The 26,482-nt window shown below is 64.0% G+C and carries 23 protein-coding genes and 1 pseudogene; 14 read left to right on the forward strand and 10 right to left on the reverse strand.

Translation table 11 applies throughout. The features are described 5' to 3' along the window. Positions 1-14: 14 nt before the first annotated feature. Both LOY33_RS01530 and gpmI read right to left on the reverse strand, forming a co-directional pair. Entirely contained in the window at positions 15-1,301 is a 1,287-nt protein-coding gene (locus LOY33_RS01530; RefSeq protein WP_043862201.1) for a murein hydrolase activator EnvC, read from the reverse strand. A gap of 177 nt (positions 1,302-1,478) precedes the next feature. After that, entirely contained in the window at positions 1,479-3,014 is a 1,536-nt protein-coding gene (gene gpmI, locus LOY33_RS01535; protein WP_043862200.1) for a 2,3-bisphosphoglycerate-independent phosphoglycerate mutase, read from the reverse strand. Between the two features lie 214 nt (positions 3,015-3,228). Between gpmI and LOY33_RS01540 the strand changes: the two genes are divergently transcribed. Genes LOY33_RS01540 through secB form a run of 3 tightly spaced genes read left to right on the forward strand, consistent with a single transcriptional unit; the run spans position 3,229 to position 4,424 of the window. Further along, a complete protein-coding gene (locus LOY33_RS01540; protein ID WP_043862199.1) occupies positions 3,229-3,645 on the forward strand; it encodes a rhodanese-like domain-containing protein in 417 nt (138 codons plus the stop codon). Position 3,646: 1 nt separating this feature from the next. Next, on the forward strand, positions 3,647-3,901 hold the full coding sequence (gene grxC / locus LOY33_RS01545; RefSeq protein ID WP_043862198.1) for a glutaredoxin 3: 255 nt from the start codon (positions 3,647-3,649) through the stop codon (positions 3,899-3,901). A 34-nt stretch (positions 3,902-3,935) separates the two neighbouring features. Beyond that, positions 3,936-4,424 carry a protein-export chaperone SecB gene (gene secB, locus LOY33_RS01550; RefSeq protein WP_043862197.1) on the forward strand — a complete coding sequence of 163 codons (489 nt, stop codon included), beginning with the start codon at positions 3,936-3,938 and terminating at the stop codon, positions 4,422-4,424. Between the two features lie 49 nt (positions 4,425-4,473). On the opposite strand, the gene LOY33_RS01555 is transcribed toward secB, so the two are convergent. Continuing rightward, positions 4,474-4,929, reverse strand: a complete 456-nt coding sequence (locus LOY33_RS01555; protein ID WP_043862196.1) for a tRNA (cytidine(34)-2'-O)-methyltransferase — start codon at positions 4,927-4,929, stop codon at positions 4,474-4,476. Here LOY33_RS01555 and LOY33_RS01560 point away from each other — a divergent pair. Next, positions 4,928-5,365: a hypothetical protein gene (locus LOY33_RS01560; protein ID WP_058541653.1), complete on the forward strand. Its 438-nt coding sequence runs from the start codon at positions 4,928-4,930 to the stop codon at positions 5,363-5,365. The two genes, LOY33_RS01555 and LOY33_RS01560, sit on opposite strands and share 2 nt — an antisense overlap. Before the next feature lie 271 nt (positions 5,366-5,636). On the opposite strand, the gene ntrC is transcribed toward LOY33_RS01560, so the two are convergent. The 3 genes from ntrC to glnA all read right to left on the reverse strand — a co-directional run bounded on the left by ntrC (position 5,637) and on the right by glnA (position 9,946). Further along, positions 5,637-7,073, reverse strand: coding sequence for a nitrogen regulation protein NR(I) (ntrC, locus tag LOY33_RS01565; protein ID WP_043862194.1), 1,437 nt, complete (start codon positions 7,071-7,073; stop codon positions 5,637-5,639). Beyond that, a complete protein-coding gene (gene glnL / locus LOY33_RS01570; protein WP_043862193.1) occupies positions 7,070-8,155 on the reverse strand; it encodes a nitrogen regulation protein NR(II) in 1,086 nt (361 codons plus the stop codon). The genes ntrC and glnL overlap by 4 nt, the downstream gene beginning before the upstream one ends. A gap of 384 nt (positions 8,156-8,539) precedes the next feature. Continuing rightward, positions 8,540-9,946: a glutamate--ammonia ligase gene (glnA, locus tag LOY33_RS01575; protein ID WP_043862192.1), complete on the reverse strand. Its 1,407-nt coding sequence runs from the start codon at positions 9,944-9,946 to the stop codon at positions 8,540-8,542. A 331-nt stretch (positions 9,947-10,277) separates the two neighbouring features. Between glnA and thiI the strand changes: the two genes are divergently transcribed. Both thiI and typA read left to right on the forward strand, forming a co-directional pair. After that, entirely contained in the window at positions 10,278-11,732 is a 1,455-nt protein-coding gene (thiI, locus tag LOY33_RS01580) for a tRNA uracil 4-sulfurtransferase ThiI (protein WP_043862191.1), read from the forward strand. Between the two features lie 128 nt (positions 11,733-11,860). Next, positions 11,861-13,681: a translational GTPase TypA gene (gene typA / locus LOY33_RS01585; RefSeq protein ID WP_210013908.1), complete on the forward strand. Its 1,821-nt coding sequence runs from the start codon at positions 11,861-11,863 to the stop codon at positions 13,679-13,681. Between the two features lie 157 nt (positions 13,682-13,838). On the opposite strand, the gene LOY33_RS01590 is transcribed toward typA, so the two are convergent. Next, positions 13,839-14,243, reverse strand: a complete 405-nt coding sequence (locus LOY33_RS01590) for a YkgJ family cysteine cluster protein (protein ID WP_043862189.1) — start codon at positions 14,241-14,243, stop codon at positions 13,839-13,841. Positions 14,244-14,443: 200 nt separating this feature from the next. On the opposite strand from LOY33_RS01590, the gene LOY33_RS01595 reads away from it, so the two are divergent. From LOY33_RS01595 to LOY33_RS01605, 3 genes are all read left to right on the forward strand, one after another. Beyond that, positions 14,444-16,894: a glycogen/starch/alpha-glucan phosphorylase gene (locus LOY33_RS01595; protein WP_043862188.1), complete on the forward strand. Its 2,451-nt coding sequence runs from the start codon at positions 14,444-14,446 to the stop codon at positions 16,892-16,894. A gap of 141 nt (positions 16,895-17,035) precedes the next feature. Continuing rightward, positions 17,036-18,046, forward strand: coding sequence for a class 1 fructose-bisphosphatase (locus LOY33_RS01600; RefSeq protein ID WP_043862187.1), 1,011 nt, complete (start codon positions 17,036-17,038; stop codon positions 18,044-18,046). Positions 18,047-18,049: 3 nt separating this feature from the next. Beyond that, positions 18,050-18,646: a DUF924 family protein gene (locus LOY33_RS01605; RefSeq protein WP_043862186.1), complete on the forward strand. Its 597-nt coding sequence runs from the start codon at positions 18,050-18,052 to the stop codon at positions 18,644-18,646. Positions 18,647-18,732: 86 nt separating this feature from the next. Here LOY33_RS01605 and LOY33_RS25950 read toward each other — a convergent pair whose 3' ends face one another. Next, entirely contained in the window at positions 18,733-19,593 is an 861-nt protein-coding gene (locus tag LOY33_RS25950; protein ID WP_370409076.1) for a methyl-accepting chemotaxis protein, read from the reverse strand. Next, a pseudogene (locus LOY33_RS25955) lies at positions 19,591-20,625 on the reverse strand (cache domain-containing protein); the annotation flags it as partial. The pseudogene LOY33_RS25955 and the gene LOY33_RS25950, both read right to left, overlap by 3 nt. Before the next feature lie 229 nt (positions 20,626-20,854). On the opposite strand from LOY33_RS25955, the gene bamE reads away from it, so the two are divergent. Then, positions 20,855-21,109, forward strand: a complete 255-nt coding sequence (gene bamE / locus LOY33_RS01615; RefSeq protein WP_043862184.1) for an outer membrane protein assembly factor BamE — start codon at positions 20,855-20,857, stop codon at positions 21,107-21,109. Further along, positions 21,106-21,681, forward strand: a complete 576-nt coding sequence (locus LOY33_RS01620; protein ID WP_058541650.1) for a lipocalin family protein — start codon at positions 21,106-21,108, stop codon at positions 21,679-21,681. Before bamE ends, LOY33_RS01620 begins: the two co-directional genes overlap by 4 nt. A 91-nt stretch (positions 21,682-21,772) precedes the next feature. On the opposite strand, the gene LOY33_RS01625 is transcribed toward LOY33_RS01620, so the two are convergent. Next, positions 21,773-23,137 carry a formimidoylglutamate deiminase gene (locus LOY33_RS01625; protein WP_116052514.1) on the reverse strand — a complete coding sequence of 455 codons (1,365 nt, stop codon included), beginning with the start codon at positions 23,135-23,137 and terminating at the stop codon, positions 21,773-21,775. A gap of 143 nt (positions 23,138-23,280) precedes the next feature. On the opposite strand from LOY33_RS01625, the gene hutC reads away from it, so the two are divergent. The 3 genes from hutC (at position 23,281) to hutU (ending at position 26,425) form a co-directional block, all read left to right on the forward strand. Then, complete coding sequence (gene hutC / locus LOY33_RS01630) at positions 23,281-23,991, forward strand: histidine utilization repressor (RefSeq protein WP_162484873.1); 711 nt, start codon at positions 23,281-23,283, stop codon at positions 23,989-23,991. Next, complete coding sequence (locus tag LOY33_RS01635; protein ID WP_058541648.1) at positions 23,988-24,560, forward strand: HutD family protein; 573 nt, start codon at positions 23,988-23,990, stop codon at positions 24,558-24,560. Before hutC ends, LOY33_RS01635 begins: the two co-directional genes overlap by 4 nt. 188 nt (positions 24,561-24,748) lie before the next feature. Continuing rightward, entirely contained in the window at positions 24,749-26,425 is a 1,677-nt protein-coding gene (gene hutU / locus LOY33_RS01640) for a urocanate hydratase (protein ID WP_043862179.1), read from the forward strand. Positions 26,426-26,482: the final 57 nt, after the last annotated feature.

The raw sequence follows: 26,482 nt of genomic DNA on the forward strand, positions 1-26,482 counted from the left end.
TGAACGATGTGCCCCTATCCCTGGGCACGGCACCATTGTGTCGGGTCGCTCGGGCGGCCTTGCTGGCGAATCGCGAAGTACAGGGCGGCGGTGTCCTGGCCGCCGCTGTTGCCGACGGTGGAGATCGCCTCGCCCGACTTGACCACGTCGCCGGCATTCTTGAGCAGGCTCTGGTTGTGCCCGTACAGGCTCAGGTAGCCGTTGCCATGGTCGAGAATGACCAGAAGTCCGGCGCCGCGCAACCAGTCGGCGAACACCACGCGCCCGCCATGCACCGCATGTACCTGGCTGCCGGCGGAGGCGCTGATCATCACCCCGTCCCACTTGGCCCGCGAGTCGTCGCCGCGGGTTTCACCAAAACGTGCCAGCAATCGACCATTGACCGGCCATGGAAGTTTGCCCCGTGCTGCAGAAAAAGCGCCGCCGAAGGTTGCGCCGTCGCTGGAAACCAGCGGCCCGGGCACTGCCCTGGGCTTTTTCGGGGTGGCGTCCTGGTTGGCGGCCAGGGCTTCGCGCTGGCGCTGCTTCTCGGCTTCCTGGGCGGCCAGCAGGGCGCGCTGACGCGCCTCTTCGGCTTCGCGTGCCTGGCGTGCCAGGGTCTGCTCGATGGTCTTGAGCACCTGGGCGAGGTCGGCCTGGTCCTGTTCGCGGGCGGCCAGCTTCTGGTCGCGCGCTTTGACGTCGCTGTTGAGCTTGGCCAGCACCTGCTGGCGCTCGGCGCGGACCTTTTCCAGGTCCTGGCGCTGGGTTTCGAGGGTGCCTTGCTGGGCCAGCAACTGGGCCTGCTGCAGGGCGATGTCCTTTTCCACATTGGCCAGCTGGCGCAGGGTCTCGTTGAAGCTGCGCAGCTGCTCCAGGCGGGCCTGGCTCAGGTAGTCGTAATAGGTGAGGGTGCGCGCGAACTTCTCGGGGTTCTGCTGGTTGAGCAGCAGCTTGAGGTATTCCTCGCGACCGTTCTGGTAGGCCGAACGGGCCTGGATGGCGATCAGGCGTTGCTGTTCAACGCGGGCGCTCTGGAGTTTTTTTTTCTCTTTGTCGAGGCGCTCCAGCTCGCCTTCAGTCTTTTTTAGTTCCTGCTGCAGGGCCTCCACCTGCTTTTGCAGCTTGCCGATTTCGGTTTCGGTGCCGCGCAGGTCTTTCTGCACGCCGGACTTTTCCTGCTGCAACTGGCCAAGCAGCTTTTTCAGCTCGGCAATGTCCTGGCGCGTGGCGTCCAGTTGCTGCTGGGTTTGCGCGCGCTCGTCGGCGAATGCCGGGCCGAACAGGCAGGTCAGGGCTATGAGGATAAGTGCGCGAAGCATGGAGTAGGCGGAACCCAGGATGGAGACTGGCCTAGTATGCCCGCCATGGCGATCAAAAAAAACGACCTTCAAGCGGGATGCGATTCAGCTGCCTGTTTCAAGCTGCACGCCGCAAGAGGCGCAGCGCACGTGGCGCTGGCTCCTGCAGCTTGAACCGTGCAGCGTGGGGCGTGCCGTTCAGACGTCTACGAGAATCGAAGTACCGGTCATTTCGGCCGGTTTTTCCAGGCCCAGCAGCTTGAGCATGGTCGGCGCCACGTCCGCCAGCACGCCGCCTTCACGCACCTTGAGGTTGCGCTTGCCGACATAGATGAACGGCACCGGCTCGGTGGTGTGGGCGGTGTGGGCCTGGCCGGTGCACGCGTCTTCCATCTGCTCGACGTTGCCGTGGTCGGCGGTGATCAGCGCTTCGCCACCCACCTTGTCGAGGGCCTCGACGATGCGGCCCACGCACAGGTCCAGGGCCTCCACGGCCTTGACCGCAGCGTCGAACACGCCGCTGTGGCCGACCATGTCGCCGTTGGCGTAGTTGACCACGATCACGTCATAGCGCTGCTGTTCGATGGCCTCGACGATGCGGTCGGTGACCTCCGGCGCGCTCATTTCCGGCTGCAGGTCGTAGGTGGCGACCTTCGGCGACGGGATCAGGATGCGCTCTTCGCCTTCGAACGGTTCTTCGCGCCCGCCGGAGAAGAAGAAGGTGACGTGGGCGTACTTTTCGGTTTCGGCGATGCGCAGCTGGGTCTTGCCCTTCTTGGCCAGGTACTCGCCCAGTACGTTGTTCAGGCTGCCTGGGGCGAACGCCGCCGGGGCGGCGATCTTGGCCGAGTACTGGGTCAGGCCGATATAGGCGGCCAGTTTGGGCAGGCGTGCGCGCGGGAACTCGTTGAAGTCCGGCTCGACGAATACCCGCGACAGCTCGCGGGCGCGGTCGGCGCGAAAGTTCATGAAGATCACCGCGTCGCCGTCCTCGACCCTGACGGCCTCGCCCACGCGGGTGGCCTTGACGAACTCGTCGCTCTCGCCGCGTGCATAGGCGGCTTCAAGGCCGGCGGTGGCGGTGCTGGCGCTGAATTCGGCGGTGCTGTCGACGATCAGGTTGTAGGCGGCGCTGACGCGGTCCCAGCGGTTGTCGCGGTCCATCGCGAAGTAACGGCCGATGAGGCTGGCGATGCGGCCCTTGCCCAGGCGGGCGAAGGTGGCGTCGAGCAGTTCGATGGAAGACTGTGCGCTCTTGGGCGGGGTGTCGCGGCCGTCGAGGAAGGCGTGCAGGTAGATCTTCTCGGCGCCACGTTGCGCGGCCAGTTCGGCCATGGCCACCAGGTGGTCCTGGTGGCTGTGCACGCCACCATCGGACAGCAGGCCGAGGATGTGCACGGCCTTGCCGGCACCGGCAGCCTTGTCCACGGCGTCGCACAGCACCGGGTTCTGGAAGAACTCGCCATCCTTGATGGCCTTGGTCACGCGGGTGAAATCCTGGTACACCACGCGCCCGGCACCCAGGTTCATGTGGCCGACTTCGGAGTTGCCCATCTGCCCGTCGGGCAGGCCCACGTCCATGCCCGAGCCCGAGATCAGGCCGTGCGGCTGGGTGGCGCGCAGGCGGTCGTAAACCGGCGTGGTGGCCGAATAGATGGCGTTGTATTCGTGGCTTTCGCTGTGACCGAAACCATCCAGGATGATCAGGACCAAGGGTTTTGGCGTGCTAGTCATCTATCCCACTCGCGCTTTTGTCAGGTGATAAAGACACGCATTTTAGGGCAAATTGGTCAGCAGTGACGAATTAACCTTGCGCGCCCGCCATTGCCGCCCGACGGGTAGCAGCCCGGCAATGAGAATTACTGTCGACAACCAGTGCCGGTGGGCTTTGGCCGGCCTTGGGTGCTGTGTATACTGCCCATCATTTTTAACGGCCCGGAACCCTCTGATGGTTGCTCACCTGATCGAATTCGCGACATCTCACTATCTGCTGGTTGGTATCTTCGTCGTTCTGCTGGTCCTGCTGATCGTCACCGAAGCGCGCAAGGGCGGCCGCAGCCTGAGCAACGGCGAACTGACCGCGCTGGTCAACGCCGACAAGGGCCTGGTCATCGATATCCGTGCCAGCAAGGAGTTCTCCGCCGGGCACATCGTCGGTGCGCTGAACATCCCGCAGGACAAGTTCGCCGCGCGTATCGGCGAGCTGGAAAAGCACAAGGCGACCAAGACCCTGATCGTGGTCGACAACCTGGGCCAGCATGCCGGCGCCGTGTGCCGCGACCTGCTCAAGGCCGGCTTCAACGCCGCCAAGCTGTCGGGCGGCGTGTCGAGCTGGAAGGCCGACAACCTGCCGCTGGTGAAGTGACATGAGCAACGTCATCGTCTACTCCAGCGACTACTGCCCTTACTGCTCGCGTGCCAAGCAGCTGCTGTCCAGCAAAGGTGTGGCCTTCGAAGAGATCAAGGTCGATGGCAAGCCCCAGCTGCGCGCAGAGATGAGCCAGAAGGCCGGCCGCACCTCGGTGCCGCAGATCTGGATCGGCAGCACCCACGTCGGCGGTTGCGACGACCTGTTTGCCCTTGAGCGCGCCGGCAAGCTCGACGCGCTGCTCAAGGCCTGAATTCCCTACAAGACCCTGCAAAGAAGGATCTGTCATGACTGAAGAACAGAACAACGGCGCTGCGGCAGCCGACGAAAGCTCCCCGCAATTCTCCCTGCAGCGCATCTATGTGCGTGACCTGTCGTTCGAAGCGCCGAAAAGCCCGGCGATCTTTCGCCAGCAGTGGGAACCGAGCGTCGCGCTGGACCTGAACACCAAGCAGAAAGGCCTGGAAGGCGACTTCCACGAGGTCGTGCTGACCCTGTCGGTCACGGTCAAGAACGGTGAGGAGGTTGCCTTCATCGCCGAAGTTCAGCAGGCGGGTATCTTCCTGATCAAGAACCTCGACCCGGCTTCGATGAGCCACACCCTGGGCGCGTTCTGCCCGAACATCCTGTTCCCGTATGCGCGTGAAGCGCTGGACAACCTGGTGACCCGTGGTTCGTTCCCGGCCCTGATGCTGTCGCCGGTGAACTTCGATGCCCTGTACGCGCAAGAGATGCAGCGCATGCAGGAAGCAGGCGAAGCGCCTTCGCTGCAGTAAGCTGACTGCGGTACGTTGAAAGCGCCCTTCGGGGCGCTTTTTTCATGCCTCAGGCAAAACCTTGCTGGCGCCAGGCTTCGTACACCGCCACGGCCACGGTGTTGGACAGGTTCAGGCTGCGGCAGCCTTCACGCATGGGCAGGCGCAGGCGCTGGTCGCTGCCCAGCGGGTCGAGCACCTCGGGCGGCAGGCCACGGCTTTCGGGGCCGAACAGAAAGGCGTCGCCGGGGGCGAAGGCCACGTCGTGAAACGGCCGCGAGCCCTTGGTGGTGAAGGCGAACAGGCGCGGGTTGCCCAGGCTCTCGAGGCAGCTGGGCAGGTCGCTGTGGCGCTTGAGGGTGGCGTACTCGTGGTAATCCAGGCCCGCACGGCGCAGGCGCTTGTCGTCCAGTTCGAAGCCGATCGGGTCGATCAGGTGCAGCTGGCAGCCGCTGTTGGCGCACAGCCGTATAATGTTGCCGGTATTCGGTGGAATTTCCGGTTGAAAAAGGATGACGTGAAACATGCACGGCTCCGAGCATAAAGATGACGAGCATTCTACCCCCGAACCGGACCCGCGTTCGAAACTGTGGCCGCGGGTGCTGTTCTCCATGGCCCTGTTCGGCATGCTGGTAGGCCTGATGATCGGCCGCCTCACCGCGCCTGAACCACGGGTACTGGAGCGGGTGGAGGTGGTGGCCGATGGCCTGAACCTGTGGTTCAACGAAGAGCCGCAACTGCATGGCGAGGAGGTCGAGGGCACGCTGGCGTTGGTGTTCCAGGCCAGTGGGCGGAGCCAGAAGGGTCAGTTGCAGTTGGCGGGCAAGCCCGTGAGCTGGCGCCTGCAGAACAGCGACCAGGGCCTGTTGCTGAGCCTGGTGGCGGCCCGGCCGCTGCGCGGCGACTGGGCCGGCGAGCCGGTGCAGGGCCGCTGGAGGGTGCAGGTGAAACTGCACGAATAAAAGAGGGGATTCCCCGGCCTGCCTGTACCAAGGTCCCCAAAACTGGGTTGTGCTTAGGTATATGCAGGGGGTGTGCCAAGTTGGCCTGGGGCAATGGAACCTGGGGTTTTGCTGGGTTTGATGCGGTTGTGAGGGGTGTTTTTGCCTTCAGGCGGTGCAGCGGGGGCAGGCATGGTGCAGCAATGGGGCAAGCTGTTCGCCGGCAAGGCCGGCTCCTACAGGTTCGGCGGCGTTTGTAGGAGCCGGCCTTGCCGGCGAAAAGGCCCCTGAGTCAGGCCTCGTCGTCGCCCTCGTCGTCCCCGCCGTCGACCTTCATGCCCAGTTCCTTGATCTTGCGCGTCAGGGTGTTGCGCCCCCAGCCCAGCAGCACCGCTGCATCGCGCCGCCGCCCGGCGGTGTGCTTGAGCGCCGTCTCGATCATGATCCGCTCGAAACTCGGCACTGCGCTGTCCAGCAGGTTCGACTGGCCACGGCTCAGCGCCTGGTCGGCCCACTGGCGCAGCGCCTGCTCCCAGTTGGTCACCGGCGCCGCGTCCTGCGGCAGGTTCAGCAGCTCCGGCGGCAAGTCGCCGATATGCACCTCGCGCCCCGAGGCCATCACCGTGATCCAGCGGCAGGTGTTCTCCAGCTGGCGCACGTTGCCCGGCCACGGCAGGTTGCGCATGAACTCCTCGGTCTCCGGCTTGAGCAGCTTGGGCTCCACCGACAGCTCCTGCGCCGCACGCCCCAGAAAGTGCCGGGCCAGGGTCGGGATGTCTTCGCGGCGGTCGGCCAGGCGCGGGATGTGGATGCGGATCACGTTCAGGCGGTGGAACAGGTCTTCACGGAACTTGCCGGCCTGCACCAGGGTTTCCAGATTCTGGTGGGTGGCGGCAATGATGCGCACGTCCACCTTCACCGGCACATGCCCGCCCACCCGGTAGAACTCGCCATCGGCCAGCACGCGCAGCAGGCGGGTCTGGGTGTCGGCCGGCATGTCGCCGATCTCGTCGAGAAACAGCGTGCCGCCGTCGGCCTGCTCGAAACGCCCGCGGCGCAGGTTGGCCGCGCCGGTGAACGCGCCCTTTTCATGACCGAACAGCTCGGACTCCATCAGGTCCTTGGGAATCGCCGCCATGTTCAGCGCGATGAACGGCGAGGCGGCGCGCGGGCTGTGACGGTGCAGGGCGTGGGCCACCAACTCCTTGCCGGTGCCCGATTCGCCGTTGATCAGCACGGTGATGTTGGAATGGCTGAGCCGGCCGATGGCGCGAAACACCTCCTGCATGGCCGGCGCTTCGCCGATGATTTCCGGGGTGCGGGTCAGCGCCTGGGGCTCGGCCATGCCCTGCTGTTCCTGGGCGTGCTGGTTGGCGCGCTTGACCAGCGACACCGCCTCGTCCACGTCGAATGGCTTGGGCAGGTACTCGAACGCGCCGCCCTGGTACGAGGCCACGGCGCTGTCCAGGTCCGAGTGCGCGGTCATGATGATCACCGGCAGACGCGGATGCTGCTCGCGGATCTGCGCCAGCAGGTCCAGGCCGCTGGCACCGGGCATGCGAATGTCGGAGATGATCACGTCCGGCTGCTGGCGGGCCAGGCGGCTCATGACCCCATCGGCACTGTCGAAGCTCTGGGTGGTCATGCCTTCCTGTTGCAGGGCTTTTTCCAGGACCCAACGGATGGAGCGGTCGTCGTCGACGATCCAGACGGTTTCGCTTCGGCTCATGAAGAAGTGGCTCCTTGTTCCAGCGGCAGGAAGATCGAGAAGGTGGTGTGGCCAGGGTGGCTGTCACATTCGATCAGGCCCTGGTGCTGGCTGATGATGTTCTGGGTGATGGCCAGGCCCAGCCCGGTACCGTCCGGGCGACCGCTGACCATGGGATAGAAGAGGGTGTCCTGCAGTTCCGCGGGGATACCCGGGCCGTTGTCGATGATTTCGATGCGCGCCACCAGGCGGTGGCGGGTGTGGCCGATGGTGAACTGGCGCATGGCGCGGCTGCGCAGGGTGATGCGGCCCAGGCGCAGTTCGTTCTGCCCGCTGATCGCCTGCATGGCGTTGCGCACGATGTTGAGCACGGCCTGGATCATCTGCTCGCGGTCCACCAGCACGTCGGGCAGGCTCGGGTCGTAGTCGCGCACCAGGGTGATGCCGCCCTGGCTTTCGGCCTCCACCAGGCTGCACACGCGCTCGAGCACTTCGTGGATGTTGGTCATGGCCAGCGACGGCAGTTTGTTGGAGCCGAGCATGCGGTCGACCAGGTTACGCAGGCGGTCGGCCTCTTCGATGATGACGTTGGTGTAGTCCTTGAGGCCGTTGTCGGGCAGTTCGCGGGCCAGCAGCTGCGCGGCGCCACGGATGCCGCCCAGCGGGTTCTTGATTTCGTGGGCCATGCCGCGCACCAGCATCTTGGTGGTTTCCTGCTTGGACAGCTGCGCCTCTTCCTTGGTTATGCGCAGCAGGCGGTCGCGCGGGTGCACTTCGAGCAGCAGCAGGGTGCGGCCGTGGTTGAGGATCGGGGTGACGGCGTAGTCGACGGTCAGGGTCTGGCCGGTGAGGGCGGTGAGCATGGCTTCGCGCTTGGTGAACGGATGCGCGTGCTCCACGGCCTGGCGCAGCGAGTTGAGCGCTTCGGTCGATTCGGTGAACAGCTCGCTGATGAACTGCCCGTGGCTGCGCTGGCCGCTGATGGCCAGGAGCATTTCCGCTGCCGGGTTCATGTACTCCAGGCGCAATTCGGCATTGAGCAGAATGGTGGCAGTGGTCAGGTTGTCCAGTAGCAGTCGGTGCAGTGCATCGCTGATGGTCATGGGGCGTCGTTGACCTCTTTTGGCACAGTACCGCCCTGATCGGGGCCAGGGTGGCGCGCGCTGGTAATCGGCTGATGCCAGGAAAATGCAAGAACCAAACCAAGGCTCCGAAAAGAAGCGCAATTCCCTGAAACCGGGCCTTGGCTGCGCAAAAAATGACTGGGTTAACAGGTTGCAGGCTGTTTTTGAACCAAAATGGGCTGTTGGTGCAGGGGTAGCGCTGCCTTGTGCACCATTGTAGAGCACTGCTGACTTCATCGCGGGTCAAGCCCGCTCCCACTGGTTTGTGGCAGCGGGCTTGTCCCGCGATGAAGTCAGCGCAAAAAAAAGGCCTCCCGAATGGGAGACCTCTCTCGTTACGCCGCGTGAGCGAGCGTCACTGGCTTAGCAGCTGTAGTACAGCTCGTATTCCAGTGGGTGTACGAAGGTGCGCACCTTGATTTCTTCTTCGCTTTTCAGGGCGATGTAGGCATCGATGAACTCGTCGGAGAACACGCCGCCCTTGGTCAGGAACGCACGGCCCTTGTCCAGCTCTTCCAGGGCTTCCTTCAGGCTGCCACAGACCTGCGGGATCTCTTTGGCCTCTTCAGGCGGCAGGTCGTACAGGTTCTTGTCGGCGGCATCGCCTGGGTGGATCTTGTTCTGGATGCCGTCCAGGCCGGCCATCAGCAGCGCAGCGAAGGCCAGGTACGGGTTGGCCGCCGGGTCCGGGAAGCGCGCTTCGATACGGCGGGCCTTGGGGCTCGACACGTAAGGAATGCGGATCGAGGCAGAACGGTTGCGTGCCGAGTAGGCCAGCATGACCGGGGCTTCGAAGCCCGGGACCAGACGCTTGTAGGAGTTGGTCGACGGGTTGGTGAAGCCGTTCAGGGCCTTGCCGTGCTTGATGATGCCGCCGATGAAGTACAGGGCGGTATCGGACAGGCCGGCATAGCCTTCGCCGGCGAAGGTGTTCTTGCCGTCTTTCCAGATCGACATGTGCACGTGCATGCCCGAGCCGTTGTCGCCGTACAGCGGTTTTGGCATGAAGGTAGCGGTGCGGCCATAGGCGTCGGCAACGTTGTGCACGACGTATTTCAGGGTCTGAACTTCGTCAGCTTTTTTCACCAGGGTGTTGAACTTGACGCCGATTTCGTTCTGACCGGCAGTCGCCACTTCGTGGTGGTGCACTTCGACGACCTGGCCCATTTCTTCCAGTGCGTTGCACATGGCAGTACGGATCTCGTGGTCGTGGTCGAACGGCGGAACCGGGAAGTAGCCGCCCTTGACGCCTGGACGGTGGCCCTTGTTGCCACCTTCCACGTCCTGGTCGGACATCCACGAGCCCTGCTCGGAGTAGATCTTGAACATCGAGCCCGAAATGTCGGACTTGAACTTCACTTCGTCGAAGATGAAGAACTCAGGCTCAGGGCCTGCGAATACGGTGTCGCCGATGCCGGTGGAGCGCAGGAACTCTTCGGCCTGCTTGGCGATGGCGCGCGGGTCGCGGTCGTAGCCTTGCATGGTCGACGGTTCGATGATGTCGCAGACCAGGATCAGGGTCGGCTCTTCGGTGAACGGGTCGAGCACGGCGGTGGAGTCGTCCGGCATCAGGATCATGTCGGAGGCTTCGATGCCTTTCCAGCCAGCGATGGAGGAACCGTCGAACATCTTGCCGGCTTCGAAGAAGTCGTCTTCCAGCGCGTCACGGGCTGGCATGGTGACGTGGTGCTGGGTGCCCTTGGTGTCAGTGAAGCGCAGATCAATCCATTTAACGTCATGATCTTTGATGAGTTGAACCGACTTCGACATGGTGTCCTCCGGGTGGGGTAGAGCGTGCCTGTGCAGCCCTTGTAATTTGGGTGATGCCGGGCGCGAATAGTCGGCCAAGGCAACCTGCCTCACAAGGGAGCAAATTGCATGCCAGTGCCCCGAGTTGGGTTTTTCGCCCCATTCTCACGCGTTTACGGGTGCCAACGGCGCTTCAGGGGTTTTTCCTGCACCCTTAGGAGGCGTTTTTTCGTTTGAGTGACCCAAAATGGTGCACATGAAACCTTCTGTACAAAAGTTGCTCAAAGCTTGAGCGAATTCCGCTATAATCCGCGCCCCTTCTTTTTCGGCTGGCCACGCGCGCGCTGTTTTCATGAAACTAATCGTCAAAGTCTTTCCAGAGATCACCATCAAGAGCCGCCCGGTTCGAAAGCGCTTCATCCGTCAACTGGGCCGCAACATCCGCACCGTGCTCAAGGACCTGGATCCTGCGCTCGCGGTCGATGGTGTCTGGGACAATCTGGAGGTGGTCACCCGCCTGGACGACGAGAAGGTGCTGCGCGAAATGACCGAGCGCCTGAGCTGCATGCCGGGCATCGCGCATTTCCTCCAGGTCGATGAGTACCCGCTGGGCGACTTCGACGATATCGTCGCCAAGTGCAAGACGCATTTCGGCCACCTGCTGGCCGGCAAGCACTTTGCCGTGCGCTGCAAGCGCGGCGGCCACCATGATTTCAGCTCGATGGACGTCGACCGCTATGTCGGCAGCCAGCTGCGCCAGCAGTGCGGCGCCGCCGGCATCGACCTGCGCAACCCCGAAGTGGAAGTGCGCATCGAGATCCGCGACAAGCGCCTGTACGTGATCCACAACCAGCACAAGGGCATCGGCGGCTACCCGCTGGGCGCGCTGGAGCAGACCCTGGTGCTGATGTCCGGCGGCTTCGACTCCACCGTGGCGGCCTACCAGATGATGCGCCGCGGCCTGATGACCCACTTCTGCTTCTTCAACCTGGGCGGCCGTGCCCACGAGCTGGGCGTGATGGAAGTCGCGCACTACCTGTGGAAGAAGTACGGCAGCAGCCAGCGCGTGCTGTTCGTCAGCGTGCCGTTCGAAGAGGTGGTGGGCGAGATCCTCGGCAAGGTCGACAACAGCTACATGGGCGTGACCCTCAAGCGCATGATGCTGCGCGCCGCCACCAACATCGCCGACCGCCTGCAGATCGACGCGCTGGTCACCGGCGAGGCGATTTCCCAGGTGTCCAGCCAGACATTGCCCAACCTGGCGGTGATCGACTCGGCCACCGAGAAGCTGGTGCTGCGCCCGCTGCTGGCCAGCCACAAGCAGGACATCATCGACCAGGCCAATGAAATCGGCACCGCCGAGTTCGCCAAGCACATGCCCGAGTACTGCGGCGTGATCTCGGTGAACCCGACCACCTGTGCCAAGCGTCACCGCGTCGACCATGAAGAGAAGCAGTTCGACATGGCCGTGCTCGAGCGCGCCCTGGAACGCGCCCGCCTGGTGTCCATCGACCACGTGATCGATGAACTGGGCCAGGATATCCAGATCGAAGAAGTCAGCCAGGCGCTGGCCGGGCAGGTGGTGATCGACATTCGTCACCCCGACGCCCAGGAAGACCAGCCTCTGGAACTGGACGGCATCGAGGTCAAGGCCTTGCCGTTCTACGCCCTCAACAGTCGCTTCAAGGAGCTGGACCCCACGCGCCAGTACTTGCTGTATTGCGACAAGGGAGTGATGAGTCGCCTGCATGCCCACCATCTACTGAGTGAGGGGCATGCCAATGTGCGCGTTTATCGTCCGACATAAGATGCCGGGGTTGTATGGCGGCAGTATCCGCCATCGCCCTCCCGACCGACGAGCCCGTTGAGCGCCGTTCATTCACATTCGCCGCCTAGACTGGGCGGCAACCCGAATCCTCTGATCGAGATACACAAGTGATCGAAAATCTACGCAACATCGCCATCATCGCCCACGTTGACCATGGCAAGACCACCCTGGTAGACAAACTGCTGCGTCAGTCCGGCACCCTGGAGCGCAACGAGCTCAACGACGAGCGCGTGATGGACTCCAACGACCAGGAAAAAGAGCGCGGCATTACCATTCTGGCGAAAAACACCGCCATCAACTGGAACGGCTACCACATCAACATCGTGGACACCCCGGGCCACGCCGACTTCGGTGGTGAAGTAGAGCGTGTGATGTCGATGGTCGACTCCGTGCTGCTGCTGGTTGACGCCCAGGACGGCCCTATGCCGCAAACCCGTTTCGTGACCAAGAAGGCTTTCGAAGCCGGCCTGCGTCCGATCGTGGTGATCAACAAGGTCGACCGTCCGGGCGCGCGTCCTGACTGGGTTCTGGACCAGATCTTCGACCTGTTCGACAACCTGGGTGCCACCGACGAACAGCTGGACTTCAAGGTCGTCTACGCCTCGGCCCTGAACGGCATTGCCGGTCTGGACCACACCGAAATGGCCGAAGACATGACCCCGCTGTACCAGTCGATCGTCGACAACGTGCCAGCGCCAAGCGTCGACCGCGACGGTCCGTTCCAGATGCAGATCTCGGCACTGGACTACAACAGCTTCCTGGGCGTGATCGGTGTTGGCCGCATCGCCCGTGGTCGCGTCAAGCCGAACACCCCGGTTGTGGCCATCGACGTTGACGGCAAGCGCCGCAACGGTCGTATCCTCAAGCTGATGGGTCACCACGGCCTGCACCGCGTCGACGTCGAAGAAGCCCAGGCTGGCGACATCGTCTGCATCAGCGGTTTCGACGAGCTGTTCATCTCCGACACCCTGTGCTCCCCGGACGCAGTCGAGGCGATGAAGCCGCTGACCGTCGACGAGCCGACCGTTTCGATGACCTTCCAGGTCAACGACTCGCCGTTCTGCGGTAAGGAAGGCAAGTTCGTCACCAGCCGCAACATCAAGGAGCGTCTGGACAAGGAGCTGCTGTACAACGTTGCACTGCGCGTTGAAGAAGGCGACTCGGCCGACAAGTTCAAGGTATCGGGCCGTGGTGAGCTGCACCTGTCGGTACTGATCGAAACCATGCGTCGCGAAGGCTTCGAAATGGGTGTTGGTCGTCCGGAAGTGATCATCCGCGAAGTCGACGGTGCCAAGCACGAGCCGTTCGAGAACGTCACCATCGACATCCCTGAAGATTCGCAGGGCAAGGTCATGGAAGAAATGGGCCTGCGTAAAGGCGACCTGACCAACATGGTGCCGGATGGCAAGGGCCGTGTACGTCTGGAATACAACATTCCAGCCCGTGGTCTGATCGGTTTCCGCAACCAGTTCCTGACCCTGACCAACGGTGCAGGCATCCTGACCTCGATCTTCGATCGCTACGCGCCAATGAAGTCCGGCCACATGTCCGGCCGTCAGAACGGCGTACTGGTATCGGTAGAGACCGGCAAGGCGCTGACCTACTCGCTGGAAACCCTGCAGGCGCGCGGCAAGCTGTTCGTCGAGCACGGCCAGGAGATCTACAACGGTCAGATCGTCGGTCTGAACAGCCGTGACAACGACCTGGGCGTCAACCCTACCAAGGGCAAGAAGCTCGACAACATGCGTGCTTCGGGCAAAGACGAAACCATCGCTCTGGTGCCACCTGTTCGCTTCACCCTGGAACAGGCCCTGGAATTCATCCAGGACGACGAGCTGTGCGAAGTCACGCCCAAGTCGATCCGTCTGCGCAAGAAGATCCTGGACGAAGGCGAGCGTACCCGCGCTGCCAAGAAAGCCAAGAACTGAGTTAGCTCAGGCTGAATGAAAACGCCCCCGGTCGAAAGGCCGGGGGCGTTTTTGTTTGTGCAAGGCCTGAAACTTGCGCTGGCCGAATCGCGGGTCAAGCCCGCTCCCACAGGTAAATGCACAACCTTGTGGGAGCGGGCTTGACCCGCGATGCTTTTCAGCGGGCCACGGGCTTTGGCTTGTACGCGCAGTACCCCGGCCGCGGGCCGATCCTTGGGTGGTTGCGGCAGGTGTCGGGGCGCTTGTCGTAAATGGTGCAGAACCGCGTCTTGCGGTCCAGGTACAGGCAATCGTCGTTGCTCATGCGCTGCAAGGTGAAGATCCCGGACTTCTGGTTGAAGCGCTCGACGATCCCATCCTTCTGCAGGCGCTTGGCGATGTTCTTGGGCGGCTCGCCCCGTTCGAATTCGTCCACCACGCCAATGCGGATCAGATCCGTGAGCTTGACCTCCACCGGCAAGGTGCAGCAACTGGACATGCAACCCCCGCACATGTGGCTGGAATACCTCTGCCAGGTATCCAGGCGGTCGAGTTCGGCGGCGGCAATCAGGGTCGGTTTCATCAGGTTCGGTTTTTCAGATGGTCGGGTGGGCGCGCGATCATACCGGAGTTGGTCAAAATGTGAACAACCATTTGCCGGGTTCGTGCCAACCCGGTACCGCTTTTGCACAGAAACAAACGAACCCGCGCTACCGCGCCCGGTCGAACCGTCTAGGCTGAGAAATCCCCATCCGCATTCGTCAACTTGCCCGAGGACGTCGTATGTCTCAGGAACCACTCGCACGTGACGCACAGGTGGCTGCCTTTCGCACCGCTGTACTGGAAAAACTGACCTATGCCGTCGGCAAGGACCCCGAGCACGCCTTCGACCACGACTGGTTCGAGGCCATTGCCCTGGCCGCCCGCGACCACATGGTCGACCACTGGATGGACCACACGCGGCAGATCTACCGCAAGAGCCAGAAGCGCGTCTATTACCTCTCCCTCGAATTTCTCATCGGCCGCCTGCTGTACGACAGCCTGAGCAACCTCGGCCTGCTGGACATCGCCCGTGAAGCAATGACCGGGCTGGACGTGGACCTGGAGCGCATCCGCCTGCTCGAACCCGATGCGGCACTGGGCAACGGCGGCCTCGGGCGCCTGGCGGCGTGCTTCATGGAGAGCATGTCGACCCTGGGCATCGCCGCCCACGGCTACGGTATCCGCTATGAGCACGGGCTGTTTCGCCAGGCCGTGGTCGACGGCTGGCAGCAGGAGCAGACCGAAAACTGGCTGGATTTCGGCAACCCCTGGGAGTTCGAGCGTGCCGAGGTGATCTACCCGATCAGTTTCGGCGGCAGCGTCGAGACCCGGCACGACGAATCCGGCCAGCCGCGCCAGGTGTGGTGGCCGGCCGAAACGGTGCGCGCGGTGGCCTACGACACGCCCGTGGTGGGCTGGCGTGGTGCCAGCGTCAATACCCTGCGCCTGTGGCGCGCACGGGCCCTGGAAGAGCTGCACCTGGAGCGTTTCAATGCCGGCGACCACCTGGGCGCGGTAGCCGAAGTGGCCCGTGCCGAGAGCATCTCGCGGGTACTGTACCCGGCCGACAGCACCGAGGCCGGCCAGGAGCTGCGCCTGCGCCAGGAGTACTTCTTCGTCTCGGCCTCGCTGCAGGACCTGCTGCGCCGCCACCTGAACATGAACCCCACGCTGCTCAACCTGCACGAAAAGGCCGCCATCCAGCTCAACGACACCCACCCCTCGATTGCCGTGGCCGAGCTGATGCGCCTGCTGGTGGACCAGCACGAACTGCCGTGGGACACCGCCTGGCAGCTCACCGTCGACACCCTGGCCTACACCAACCACACCCTGCTGCCCGAGGCGCTGGAGACCTGGTCGGTGGGGCTGATGGAGCGCATGCTGCCGCGCCACATGCAGATCATCTACCTGATCAACGCCTTTCATATCGACGCGCTGCGGGCCAAGGGCATCCATGACTTCGACGTGCTGCGCGCGGTGTCGCTGATCGAGGAGGACAACGGCCGGCGGGTGCGCATGGGCAACCTGGCGTTCCTCGGGTCGCACAGCGTCAACGGCGTGTCGGGGCTGCACACCAAGCTGATGCGCAGCACCGTGTTCGCCGAACTGCACAAGCTCTACCCCGAGCGGATCAACAACAAGACCAACGGCATCACCTTCCGCCGCTGGCTGTACCAGGCCAACCCGCCGCTCACCCGCATGCTGGTGGAGGCGCTGGGGCCCGAGGTGCTGGACGAACCCGAGAAGCACCTGCGGCGCCTCGAACCGTTCGCCGACAAGCCGGCGTTTCGCAAGGCCTTCGCCCAGCAGCGCCTGCACAGCAAGAAGGCCCTGGCCAACCTGATCCAGGAGCGCCTGGGCATCACGGTCGACCCCGAGGCGATGTTCGATGTGCAGGTCAAGCGCATCCACGAATACAAGCGCCAGTTGCTCAACCTGCTGCATACCGTGGCGCTGTACCAGGCGATCCGCGCCGAGCCGGGCACGCACTGGGCGCCGCGGGTGAAGATCTTCGCCGGCAAGGCCGCCGCCAGCTATCACCAGGCCAAGCTGATCATCAAGCTGGCCAACGACATCGCCAGGGTGGTCAACAACGACCCGACCGTGCGCGGGCTGCTCAAGGTGGTGTTCCTGCCCAACTACAACGTGAGCCTGGCCGAGAGCATCATCCCGGCGGCGGACCTGTCCGAGCAGATCTCCACCGCCGGCTACGAGGCCTCGGGCACCAGCAACATGAAGTTCGGCCTCAATGGCGCGCTGACCATCGGCACCCTGGACGGCGCCAACGTCGAGATGTGCGAGCAGGTGGGGGCCGAGCACATGTTCATCTTCGGCCTGACCTCCCAGCAGGTGGAGGCGCGCAAGCGCAGCGGCGATTTCGGTGCCAGCTCCGCCATCGGCGCCTCGTACCGGCTCAACGACGTGCTCCAGGCGATCCGCGGCGGGGTGTTCTCGCCGGACGACCCGGCGCGCTACGTGGGGCTGATCGATTCACTGGTGCCGTACGACCGCTTCCTGGTGTGCGCCGACTTCGATGCCTACTGGGAGGCCCAGCGCCGCGTCGAGGAGCTGTGGCACGACCCCCAGCAGTGGTGGCGCTCGGCCGTGCTCAATACCGCGCGCATGGGCTGGTTCTCGTCGGACCGCACCATTCGCGAATACGCCGGGGAGATCTGGAACGCGCTGGAGTAGGCGCCTGGCATCGGGCCCGGGGGCGTGAACCTTCGGGCCGATGTGTCGTCTGATCGGGCGAGCATGTCCTATTGCTCGCTAGCGCTTCACTCTCCCTGTAAACTGCGTGGGTTTTTTCTACCCCATCCTCCGGAGCCTTACATGTCCCGCGTTACCCTGAGTCGCTATCTGATTGAGCAGACCCGCAGCAACAGCACCCCTGCCGATCTGCGCTTCCTTATCGAAGTGGTGGCGCGTGCGTGCAAGGAAATCAGCCACAACGTGTCCAAGGGCGCCCTGGGCGGCGTGCTGGGCAGCATGGGCACTGAAAACGTGCAGGGCGAAGTCCAGAAGAAACTGGACGTGATTTCCAACGACATCCTGCTCGAAGCCAACGAGTGGGGCGGCCACCTGGCCGGCATGGCGTCCGAAGAGATGGACAATGCCTACCAGATCCCGGGCAAGTACCCCAAGGGTGCCTACCTGCTGGTATTCGACCCGCTGGACGGTTCGTCGAACATCGACGTCAACGTCTCGGTCGGCACCATCTTCTCGGTACTGCGCTGCCCCAACGAGTACCTGAGCCAGAACGAAAGCCTCAACGAACAGGCCTTCCTGCAGCCGGGCACCAAGCAGGTGGCCGCCGGTTACGCGATCTACGGCCCGCAGACCATGCTGATCCTGACCCTGGGCAACGGCGTCAAGGGCTTCACCCTGGACCGCGAGCTGGGCAGTTTCGTGCTGACCCACGAGAACATCCAGGTGCCGGAAACCACCGCCGAGTTCGCCATCAACATGTCCAACCAGCGCCACTGGGAAGCCCCGGTGACCCGCTATGTGGGCGAACTGCTGGCTGGCGAGACCGGCCCGCTGAAAAAGAACTACAACATGCGCTGGATCGCCTCGATGGTTGCCGACGTGCACCGCATCCTGACCCGTGGCGGCCTGTTCATGTACCCGCGCGATGCGCGCGAGCCATCCAAGCCGGGCAAGCTGCGCCTGATGTACGAAGCCAACCCGATGTCGTTCATCATCGAACAGGCCGGCGGTGCTTCCACCGACGGTCGCCAGCGCATCCTCGACATCCAGCCCGAGAGCCTGCACCAGCGTGTGGCGGTGTTCCTGGGTTCGAAGCAGGAAGTCGAGCGCGTCACCGGTTATCACCAGGAGTAAATCATGCTCGCACCTTGGCAGCCGTTGCTGGAGTGGTGGTTCGGCTGGGGCACCAGCCCCCAGGCCGTGGCTGACGAGAAGAGTACGCTGTGGTTCGGCAAGCACCACGACGACGAGGCGCGCGAGCGCTTCGGCGAGCTGGCCGCGCAGGCGCTGGCCGGCGAGCTGGACGAATGGCTGGCAAGCCCCCAGGGCTGGCTGGGCCTGGTGCTGCTGCTGGACCAGCTGCCCCGCATGATCCACCGCGACACGCAGCACGCCTTCGATGGCGACCGGCGTGCGCAGGTGCTGGTGATGCAGGGCCTGGACAAGGCCTGGGACTACCAGCTGCTGCCGATCCAGCGGGTGTTCATCCTGCTGGTGCTGGAGCATGCCGAGGTGCTTGACTGGCAGAACATCAGCATCGAGCGCTATCAGTTGCTGCTGGATGCGCAGCCGGACAGTGACCGGCGCCTGTTCGAAGGTTTCCTGGACTATGCCGAGCAGCACCAGCGGGTGATTGCGCGGTTTGGCCGCTTCCCACACCGCAACCTGGTACTGGGGCGCCCGAGCACCGATGAAGAGATGGACTTTCTGCTGGAGCCGGGCTCGCGGTTCTGAGCTGAACCCAATCGCGGGTCAAGCCCGCTCCCACTAGGACTATCGCTGTCCTTGTGGGAGCGGGCTTGACCCGCGATTGTTTCACCCTAGATCCTGAAGCTGCCCACCAGCTGCTTCAACCTGTCCACCTGGCTCTGCAGGTCATTGCAGGCCCGCAGCGTCGCCTGCAAATTCTCCACCCCTTCCTGATTCAGCGTATTGATCTCGGTGATGTCGACATTGATCGATTCCACCACGGCCGTCTGCTCTTCGGTGGCGGTGGCCACCGACTGGTTCATCCCGTCGATTTCGCCAATGCGCACGGTCACGCTGCCCAGGCGCTCGCCGGCCTGGTTGGCAATGCCCACGCTGTGCTCGCTCTGGCGCTGACTCTCGGTCATGGTGCCCACCGCCACCTGTGCGCCGGCCTGCAACTGCTCGATGATCTTCTGCACCTGTTGCGCCGAGTCCTGGGTACGGTGGGCCAGGTTGCGCACCTCGTCGGCCACCACCGCAAACCCGCGACCGGCCTCGCCGGCACGTGCCGCCTCGATGGCCGCGTTCAGTGCCAGCAGGTTGGTCTGCTGGGAGATGCCGCTGATCACCTCGAGAATCTGGCCGATGTTCACCGTGTTGGCGTTGAGCGTCTCGATATGGGTGCTGGCGTCGCTGATCTTGCTCGACAGCTGGTTCATCACCGCAATGGTCTGGTCGACCACCTGCTGGCCGTCCTCGGCCAGGTTGCGTGCTTCGCTGGAGTGCTGTGAGGCAAGGGCGGCGTTGTGGGCGATCTCATGGGCGGCGGCGCCCAGCTGGTTGATCGCCGCCGCCACGCTGCTGGTGCGGCCCGACTGCTGGTCGGCATTGTGGATCGACGCGTTCGAGGCGCTGACCACGCGCAGGGCCACTTCATTGACCCGACCGGTGGCCGAGGACACTTCGCTGATCGAGTTGTGGATACGTTCCACGAAGCGGTTGAACGAGGAGCCCAGCGCGCCGAACTCGTCATGGGCATGAATGCGCAGGCGCCGGGTCAGGTCGCCTTCGCCTTCGGCGATATCGTGCATGGCGCGGCCCATCACATGCAGCGGCTCCATCAGGACGCGGATCAGCACGCCGAGCAAGGCGATGATGATCAACACGGCGATGGCTGTGGCCACGATGGCCGAGGTACGAAACTCGCCGAGCATGGCAAAGGCGTAGTCCTGGTCGACCACCATCGCCACGTACCAGTCGGCCGAAGGCACGCCGTTGACGCGGGTGAAGCTGATGAACTGCCGGCGCCCGTCCTGCTCGACTTCCTTGAGGCCGCTACCCGGCTGCGGCGTGCCCTGCGGGTAGGCATCGGCCAGGCGCTTGAGGGTCAGCGAGCTGTCCGGGTGGATCAGGATCTTGCCCTCGGCATTGACGATGAACGCCAGGCCGTGGCCGTCGAAGTTCAGCGAGTTGATGATGCTGCTGATGGTGTCCAGGTCGGTGTCGGCACCGCTGACACCGATCAGGCGGCCAGCCTGCTGCACCGGGGTGGCAATGGTGATCACCAGCTTGCCCGAGGAGGCCGAGACGTAGGGTTCGGTAACGATGCTGCGCCCGGCCTCGCTGGCGCCCTTGTACCAGCCGCGTACCCGCGGGTCGTAGTCGGCGGCGCGGTTGCCCGTGGGCACCGATTGCATGCTGCCGTCCTGGCCGCCGAAGTAGGTCAGGGTGAAGTTGCTGGCATACACCGGCAACGCCATCAGCCGGTCCAGGCTCGGCTTGCCGGGGCCATCCACGGCCACCTGCTGGGCAAACGAATGCTGCAGCTGGATGCGGCTCTGCAGCCAGGTCTGGATGTTGCTGGTGGTAAGGCTGCCGAGCTCCTGCATCGTGGCCTCGGTGTTGCTGCGCAGCGACTGGCGCTGGCGGTAATCGTTGAACAGGATGAAACAGGTAAACGCCACCGCGACCACAAGGGCGGCGGCCAGCAGGATCTTGTGGCTGAACTTCAGGTTTTTGGTCATTGCGAGGTCTGTCTGCACAAGGCGGTCAACGGGGAGGGCGCGGCGAAACGTCGCAGCGCCCTCCTGTGTCGTCCGCGCCGGGCAAAAAATGAGGCGGATGTGCGACTAGTCGACAAATGGCAACGATAACCGTGCAGGTAAATGGGGTTGCCGGGAACCGGATAGGGGTTTTTGCTTCTAAGCTCGAGTCAGGCCCCGTGCTTGCACCCTCATGTTCAGGAGTGACCCCATGTCGTTGCGTTCCCTCGCCCTGTTGTCGTTGTGCGTGTTGCTGGCCGCATGCAGCAAGATCAACCAGGAAAACTATTCCAAGCTCCAGGCCGGCATGCCCAAGGCCGAGGTCGAGCGACTGCTGGGCAGCCCCACCGAGTGTTCCGGCGCGCTGGGCATGACCAGTTGTACCTGGGGCGACCAGAAAGCCTTCATCAGCGTGCAGTACGCCGCCGACAAGGTGCTGATGTACTCGGGGCAGGGTCTCAAATGAAACGCCTGCCCCTGCTGTTGAGCCTGTGCGCCGGTCTGCTGCTGACCGGTTGTGCGCATTCGCGCGACGACGGGCCGTTGCCGCCCAAGACCGTCGACAGCGTCGACCTCAAGCGTTACCAGGGCAAGTGGTTCGAGCTGGCGCGGCTGCCGATGTTCTTCCAGCGCAATTGCGCGCAGAGCGAAGCGCATTACAACCTCAAGCCGGACGGCACGGTGGGCGTGCTCAACCGCTGCATCACGCTCGAGGGCGAGTGGGAGGAGGCCAGTGGTACGGCGACGCCACAGGTGCAGGGCAAGACCGACAAGCTGTGGGTGGAGTTCGACAACTGGTTCTCGCGGTTGCTGCCGGGGGTGACGAAGGGCGATTACTGGGTGCTGTACGTGGACAAGGACTACCAGACGGCACTGGTAGGCAACCCGGACCGCAAGTACCTGTGGATACTGTCGCGCACGCCGACGATTCCGGCGCTGGAGCGCGAGAGCCTGCTGGCGCGGGCGCGTCAGCAGGGGTATGACACCACGCGGCTGATCTGGCGCGTCTCCGACCGCGATATCGCGCAAAAACGGTAACGGCCCTTTCGCCGGCAAGGCCGGCTCCTACAGGCGGTGTCGAACCTGTAGGAGCCGGCCTTGCCGGCGAAGGCCGCGCTGCGGTTTGAGATCAGCCCAGCACTTCGCGAAGCACCCCGGCAAACGCCTGCGCGCTCACCTCATCACCCGCATGCCGCCCCTGTTGCACCACCCACTTGCCATTCACCATCACATCGCGCACCTGCCGGTCGCCGCCGGCAAACAGCCAGCGATTGAGAACCCCGTCCCCGCTCGCCGTAGCGATATACGGATCGGCCCCATCCAGCACAATCCAGTCGGCCCGCCTGCCCACCGCCAGTTCGCCAACCGGCTGCCCCAGCGCCTGCGCACCACCGGCCAGGGCCGCATCGAACAGGGTGCGCCCCACCATCGGCTGATCGGCCCCATGCAACCGGTTGCGCCGCTGGTCGCGCAGGCGTTGGCCATACTCGAGCCAGCGCAATTCCTCCACCACGCTCAGCGACACATGGCTGTCCGAGCCGATGCCCATGCGCCCGCCCTGGGCCAGGTAGTCGACGGCAGGGAAGATGCCGTCGCCCAGGTTGGCCTCGGTGGTCAGGCACAGGCCGGCCACCGCCTTGCTGCGCGCCATGGCGCTGACTTCGTCGGGCTCGGCGTGGGTGGCATGCACCAGGCACCAGCGCTGGTCGACATCGACGTTTTCATACAGCCACTGCAACGGCCGGCGGCCACTCCAGGCCAGGCAGTCGTCGACTTCCTTCTGCTGTTCGGCAATGTGGATATGCACCGGGCAGGCCTTGTCACCGGCAGCCATGACCTGGGCGATCTGCTGCGGGGTGACCGCGCGCAGGGAGTGAAAGCACAGCCCCAGGCGCTGCGCTGGTTGCTGGGCGAGCAGCGGCGCCAGTTGCGTGTGCAGGTGCAGGTACTGCTCGGTGCCGTTGATGAAGCGACGTTGCCCGTCATTGGGCGCCTGCCCGCCGAAACCCGAGTGGCTGTACAGCACCGGCAGCAGGGTCAGGCCGATGCCGGTGTCGGCGGCGGCCTGGCTGATGCGCAGCGACAGTTCGGCCGGGTCGGCATAGGCCTTGCCCTGGGCGTCATGGTGCACGTAATGGAATTCGGCCACCGAGGTGTAGCCGGCCTTGAGCATCTCGATGTACAGCTGGCGCGCGATGATGCCCAGTTGCTCGGGGCTGATCCGGCCCACCAGCCGATACATCAGCTCGCGCCAGGTCCAGAAGCTGTCGTTGGGGTTGCCGGCCACTTCCGCCAGGCCGGCCATGGCGCGCTGGAAGGCGTGCGAGTGCAGGTTCGGCATGCCCGGTAGCAACGGCCCGGCCAGGCGCTCGGCGCCATCGGCCGAGGCGCCTGGCTGTACGCTATTCAACAGGCCGTCGGGGCCTGTCTCGATTCGCACGTTTTCTGCCCAGCCTGTAGGCAACAAAGCACGTTCGGCAAAGAACACGGACATCGGTACGCCACCCTTTTCTGGTTATTTGTATATACATATACAGACGTTTGCCTGCCCGGTAAACTGCGGCACTCTACCGGTCATACTCATCACCAAGGATTTTTGCCGTGTCGACACCTCCTGTCTCCGCGTTGGTTGCCCACATGGGCGAGGGCCCGGCGCCGCTGTATGCGCGGGTCAAGCAGATGATCGCCCAGCAGATCCAGAACGGCAGCTGGCCGCCGCATCACCGCGTACCGTCCGAGAGCGAACTGGTCACCGAGCTGGGCTTCAGCCGCATGACCATCAACCGCGCCTTGCGCGAGCTGACCGCCGAAGGCCTGCTGGTGCGCATGCAGGGCGTCGGCACCTTCGTCGCCGAGCCCAAGAGCCGCTCGGCGCTGTTCGAGGTCAACAACATCGCCGACGAGATCGCCGCGCGCGGCCACCAGCACAGCTGCAAGGTGATCACCCTGACCGAAGAGGCGGCAGGCTCGGAGCGGGCGCTGGCGCTGGACATGCGCGAAGGGCAGCGGGTGTTCCATTCGCTGATCGTGCACTACGAAAACGGCATCCCGGTGCAGATCGAGGATCGCTTCGTCAACGCCCAGGTCGCCCCGGACTACCTCAAGCAGGACTTCACCCGCCAGACCCCCTACGCCTACCTGTCCCAGGTGGCGCCGCTGACCGAAGGCGAGCACGTGGTCGAGGCGATCCTGGCCGAACCCGAGGAATGCCGCCTGCTGCAGATCGAGCCGGGCGAGCCGTGCCTGCTGATCCGCCGGCGCACCTGGTCGGGTCGCCAGCCGGTCACGGCGGCGCGCCTGATTCACCCCGGTTCCCGTCACCGCCTGGAAGGACGCTTCAGCAAATGAGTTCGTTGACCCTGTTACGTGCCGCCGACTACCCGCGCATGCCGTGGAAGAACGGCGGCGGCAGTACCGAAGAGATCACCCGCGATGGCGGGGCCGGCCTGGAGGGCTTTGGCTGGCGCCTGTCGATTGCCGACATCGCCGAGTCGGGCGGGTTCTCCAGCTTTGCCGGGTATCAGCGCGTGATCAGCGTGCTGCAAGGCGATGGCATGCGCCTGATGGTGGATGGCCAGGCCAGCCGCGATCTGCTGGCGTTCGATGCCTTCGCCTTCAGCGGCGAAAGTGCAGTGAGCTGCAACCTGCTGGGCGGACCGATTCGCGACTTCAACCTGATCTATGCGCCGCAGCGGTTTGCCGCGCGGTTGCAGTGGCTGCCGGGTGAAAGCCGGGTGTACAGCTCGGCCCAGACGCTGCTGGTGTTCGCGGCGCACGAGCGGGTGCGGGTCAAGGTCGCAGGGCATGCCGAGCAGTGGCTGGGTCGCTATGACTGCCTGCGGCTGGACGGCAACCACGGGTTGCTGGAGTTCGAGGTCAGTGGGCAGATCTGCCTGATCGAGCTGACCGAACGTTAAGGGCTTCGCCAGCAAGGCTGGCTCCTGCAGGTTCCATTCTTTTTTTGCGTGTAGGAGCCGGCCTTGCCGGCGAAGCGGACGACACTGTTTTTTGGTTGCCTGTACTTGTACATACAAGTAAATATATGTTTGTATTGCATCCATGGCAGTGCCATCCCGAATTCGCCTTTCGCTCGAGGAGCCCTTACGTGACGAACAAGCACAATAAATTCCGTGACGTCGAAATTCGCGCCCCGCGCGGCACCCAGCTCACCGCCAAGAGCTGGCTGACCGAAGCGCCGCTGCGCATGCTGATGAACAACCTCGACCCGCAAGTTGCCGAGAACCCCAAGGAGCTGGTGGTGTACGGCGGCATCGGCCGCGCCGCGCGCAACTGGGAGTGCTACGACAAGATCGTCGAGAGCCTCACCCACCTGAATGACGACGAGACCCTGCTGGTGCAATCCGGCAAGCCGGTCGGCGTGTTCAAGACCCACAGCAACGCCCCGCGCGTACTGATCGCCAACTCCAACCTGGTGCCGCACTGGGCCAACTGGGAACATTTCAACGAACTCGATGCCAAGGGCCTGGCCATGTACGGCCAGATGACCGCCGGCAGCTGGATCTACATCGGCAGCCAGGGCATCGTGCAGGGCACCTACGAAACCTTCGTCGAAGCCGGCCGCCAGCACTACAACGGCAGCCTCAAGGGCAAGTGGGTGCTCACCGCGGGCCTGGGCGGCATGGGCGGCGCGCAGCCACTGGCCGCGACCCTGGCCGGCGCCTGCTCGCTGAACATCGAATGCCAGCAGAGCCGCATCGACTTCCGCCTGAGCAGCCGCTACGTGGATGAACAGGCCACCGACCTGGACGACGCCCTGGCGCGCATCGCCAGATACACGGGCGAAGGCAAGGCCATCTCCATCGCCCTGCTGGGCAATGCCGCCGAAATCCTGCCCGAGCTGGTCAAGCGCGGCGTGCGCCCCGACATGGTCACCGACCAGACCAGCGCCCACGACCCGCTCAATGGCTACCTGCCGGCCGGCTGGACCTGGGAGCAGTACCGCGACCGCGCGCAGACCGAACCGGCGGCGGTGGTCAAGGCTGCCAGGCAGTCGATGGCCGTGCACGTGCAGGCCATGCTCGACTTCCAGAAGCAGGGCATCCCGACCTTCGACTACGGCAACAACATTCGTCAGATGGCCAAGGAAGAGGGTGTGACCAACGCCTTCGACTTCCCCGGCTTCGTACCTGCCTATATCCGCCCGCTGTTCTGCCGCGGCGTGGGCCCGTTCCGCTGGGCCGCGCTGTCGGGCGACGCCCAGGACATCTACAAGACCGACGCCAAGGTCAAGGAGCTGATCCCCGACGACGCGCACCTGCACAACTGGCTGGACATGGCCCGCGAGCGCATCAGCTTCCAGGGCCTGCCGGCACGTATCTGCTGGGTCGGCCTGGGCCTGCGCGCCAAGCTGGGCCTGGCGTTCAACGAAATGGTGCGCAGCGGCGAGCTGTCGGCACCGATCGTGATCGGCCGCGACCACCTGGACTCCGGCTCCGTCTCCAGCCCCAACCGTGAAACCGAAGCCATGCAGGACGGCTCCGACGCCGTGTCCGACTGGCCGCTGCTCAATGCCCTGCTCAACACCGCCAGCGGCGCGACCTGGGTCTCGCTGCACCACGGCGGCGGGGTGGGCATGGGCTTCTCGCAGCACTCGGGCATGGTCATCGTGTGCGACGGCACCGACGAAGCCGCCGAGCGTATTGCCCGCGTTCTGCACAACGACCCGGCCACCGGCGTGATGCGCCATGCCGATGCCGGTTATCAGATCGCCATCGACTGCGCGAAAGAGCAGGGCCTGAACCTGCCGATGATCACGCGCTGAGCGGCGCCCTGGTCGATACTGAATTCATGACGGGCGTGAACGCCTTTCGAGACGGAG

It is taken from the genome of Pseudomonas sp. B21-036, assembly GCF_024748925.1.
Classification (GTDB): Bacteria; Pseudomonadota; Gammaproteobacteria; order Pseudomonadales; family Pseudomonadaceae; genus Aquipseudomonas; species Aquipseudomonas palmensis.

Coding starts and splice junctions, on each gene's coding strand:
- LOY33_RS01620 (WP_058541650.1), top strand. CDS start 21,106: ATGAAACGCCTGCCCCTGCTGTTGAGCCTGTGCGCCGGTCTGCTGCTG.
- LOY33_RS01625 (WP_116052514.1), bottom strand. CDS start 23,137: ATGTCCGTGTTCTTTGCCGAACGTGCTTTGTTGCCTACAGGCTGGGCA.
- thiI (WP_043862191.1), top strand. CDS start 10,278: ATGAAACTAATCGTCAAAGTCTTTCCAGAGATCACCATCAAGAGCCGC.
- glnL (WP_043862193.1), bottom strand. CDS start 8,155: ATGACCATCAGCGATGCACTGCACCGACTGCTACTGGACAACCTGACC.
- LOY33_RS01595 (WP_043862188.1), top strand. CDS start 14,444: ATGTCTCAGGAACCACTCGCACGTGACGCACAGGTGGCTGCCTTTCGC.
- glnA (WP_043862192.1), bottom strand. CDS start 9,946: ATGTCGAAGTCGGTTCAACTCATCAAAGATCATGACGTTAAATGGATT.
- secB (WP_043862197.1), top strand. CDS start 3,936: ATGACTGAAGAACAGAACAACGGCGCTGCGGCAGCCGACGAAAGCTCC.
- bamE (WP_043862184.1), top strand. CDS start 20,855: ATGTCGTTGCGTTCCCTCGCCCTGTTGTCGTTGTGCGTGTTGCTGGCC.
- LOY33_RS01560 (WP_058541653.1), top strand. CDS start 4,928: ATGCACGGCTCCGAGCATAAAGATGACGAGCATTCTACCCCCGAACCG.
- LOY33_RS01635 (WP_058541648.1), top strand. CDS start 23,988: ATGAGTTCGTTGACCCTGTTACGTGCCGCCGACTACCCGCGCATGCCG.
- LOY33_RS01600 (WP_043862187.1), top strand. CDS start 17,036: ATGTCCCGCGTTACCCTGAGTCGCTATCTGATTGAGCAGACCCGCAGC.
- LOY33_RS01530 (WP_043862201.1), bottom strand. CDS start 1,301: ATGCTTCGCGCACTTATCCTCATAGCCCTGACCTGCCTGTTCGGCCCG.
- ntrC (WP_043862194.1), bottom strand. CDS start 7,073: ATGAGCCGAAGCGAAACCGTCTGGATCGTCGACGACGACCGCTCCATC.
- LOY33_RS01555 (WP_043862196.1), bottom strand. CDS start 4,929: ATGTTTCACGTCATCCTTTTTCAACCGGAAATTCCACCGAATACCGGC.
- hutC (WP_162484873.1), top strand. CDS start 23,281: ATGGGCGAGGGCCCGGCGCCGCTGTATGCGCGGGTCAAGCAGATGATC.
- LOY33_RS01540 (WP_043862199.1), top strand. CDS start 3,229: ATGGTTGCTCACCTGATCGAATTCGCGACATCTCACTATCTGCTGGTT.
- gpmI (WP_043862200.1), bottom strand. CDS start 3,014: ATGACTAGCACGCCAAAACCCTTGGTCCTGATCATCCTGGATGGTTTC.
- LOY33_RS01590 (WP_043862189.1), bottom strand. CDS start 14,243: ATGAAACCGACCCTGATTGCCGCCGCCGAACTCGACCGCCTGGATACC.
- grxC (WP_043862198.1), top strand. CDS start 3,647: ATGAGCAACGTCATCGTCTACTCCAGCGACTACTGCCCTTACTGCTCG.
- LOY33_RS01605 (WP_043862186.1), top strand. CDS start 18,050: ATGCTCGCACCTTGGCAGCCGTTGCTGGAGTGGTGGTTCGGCTGGGGC.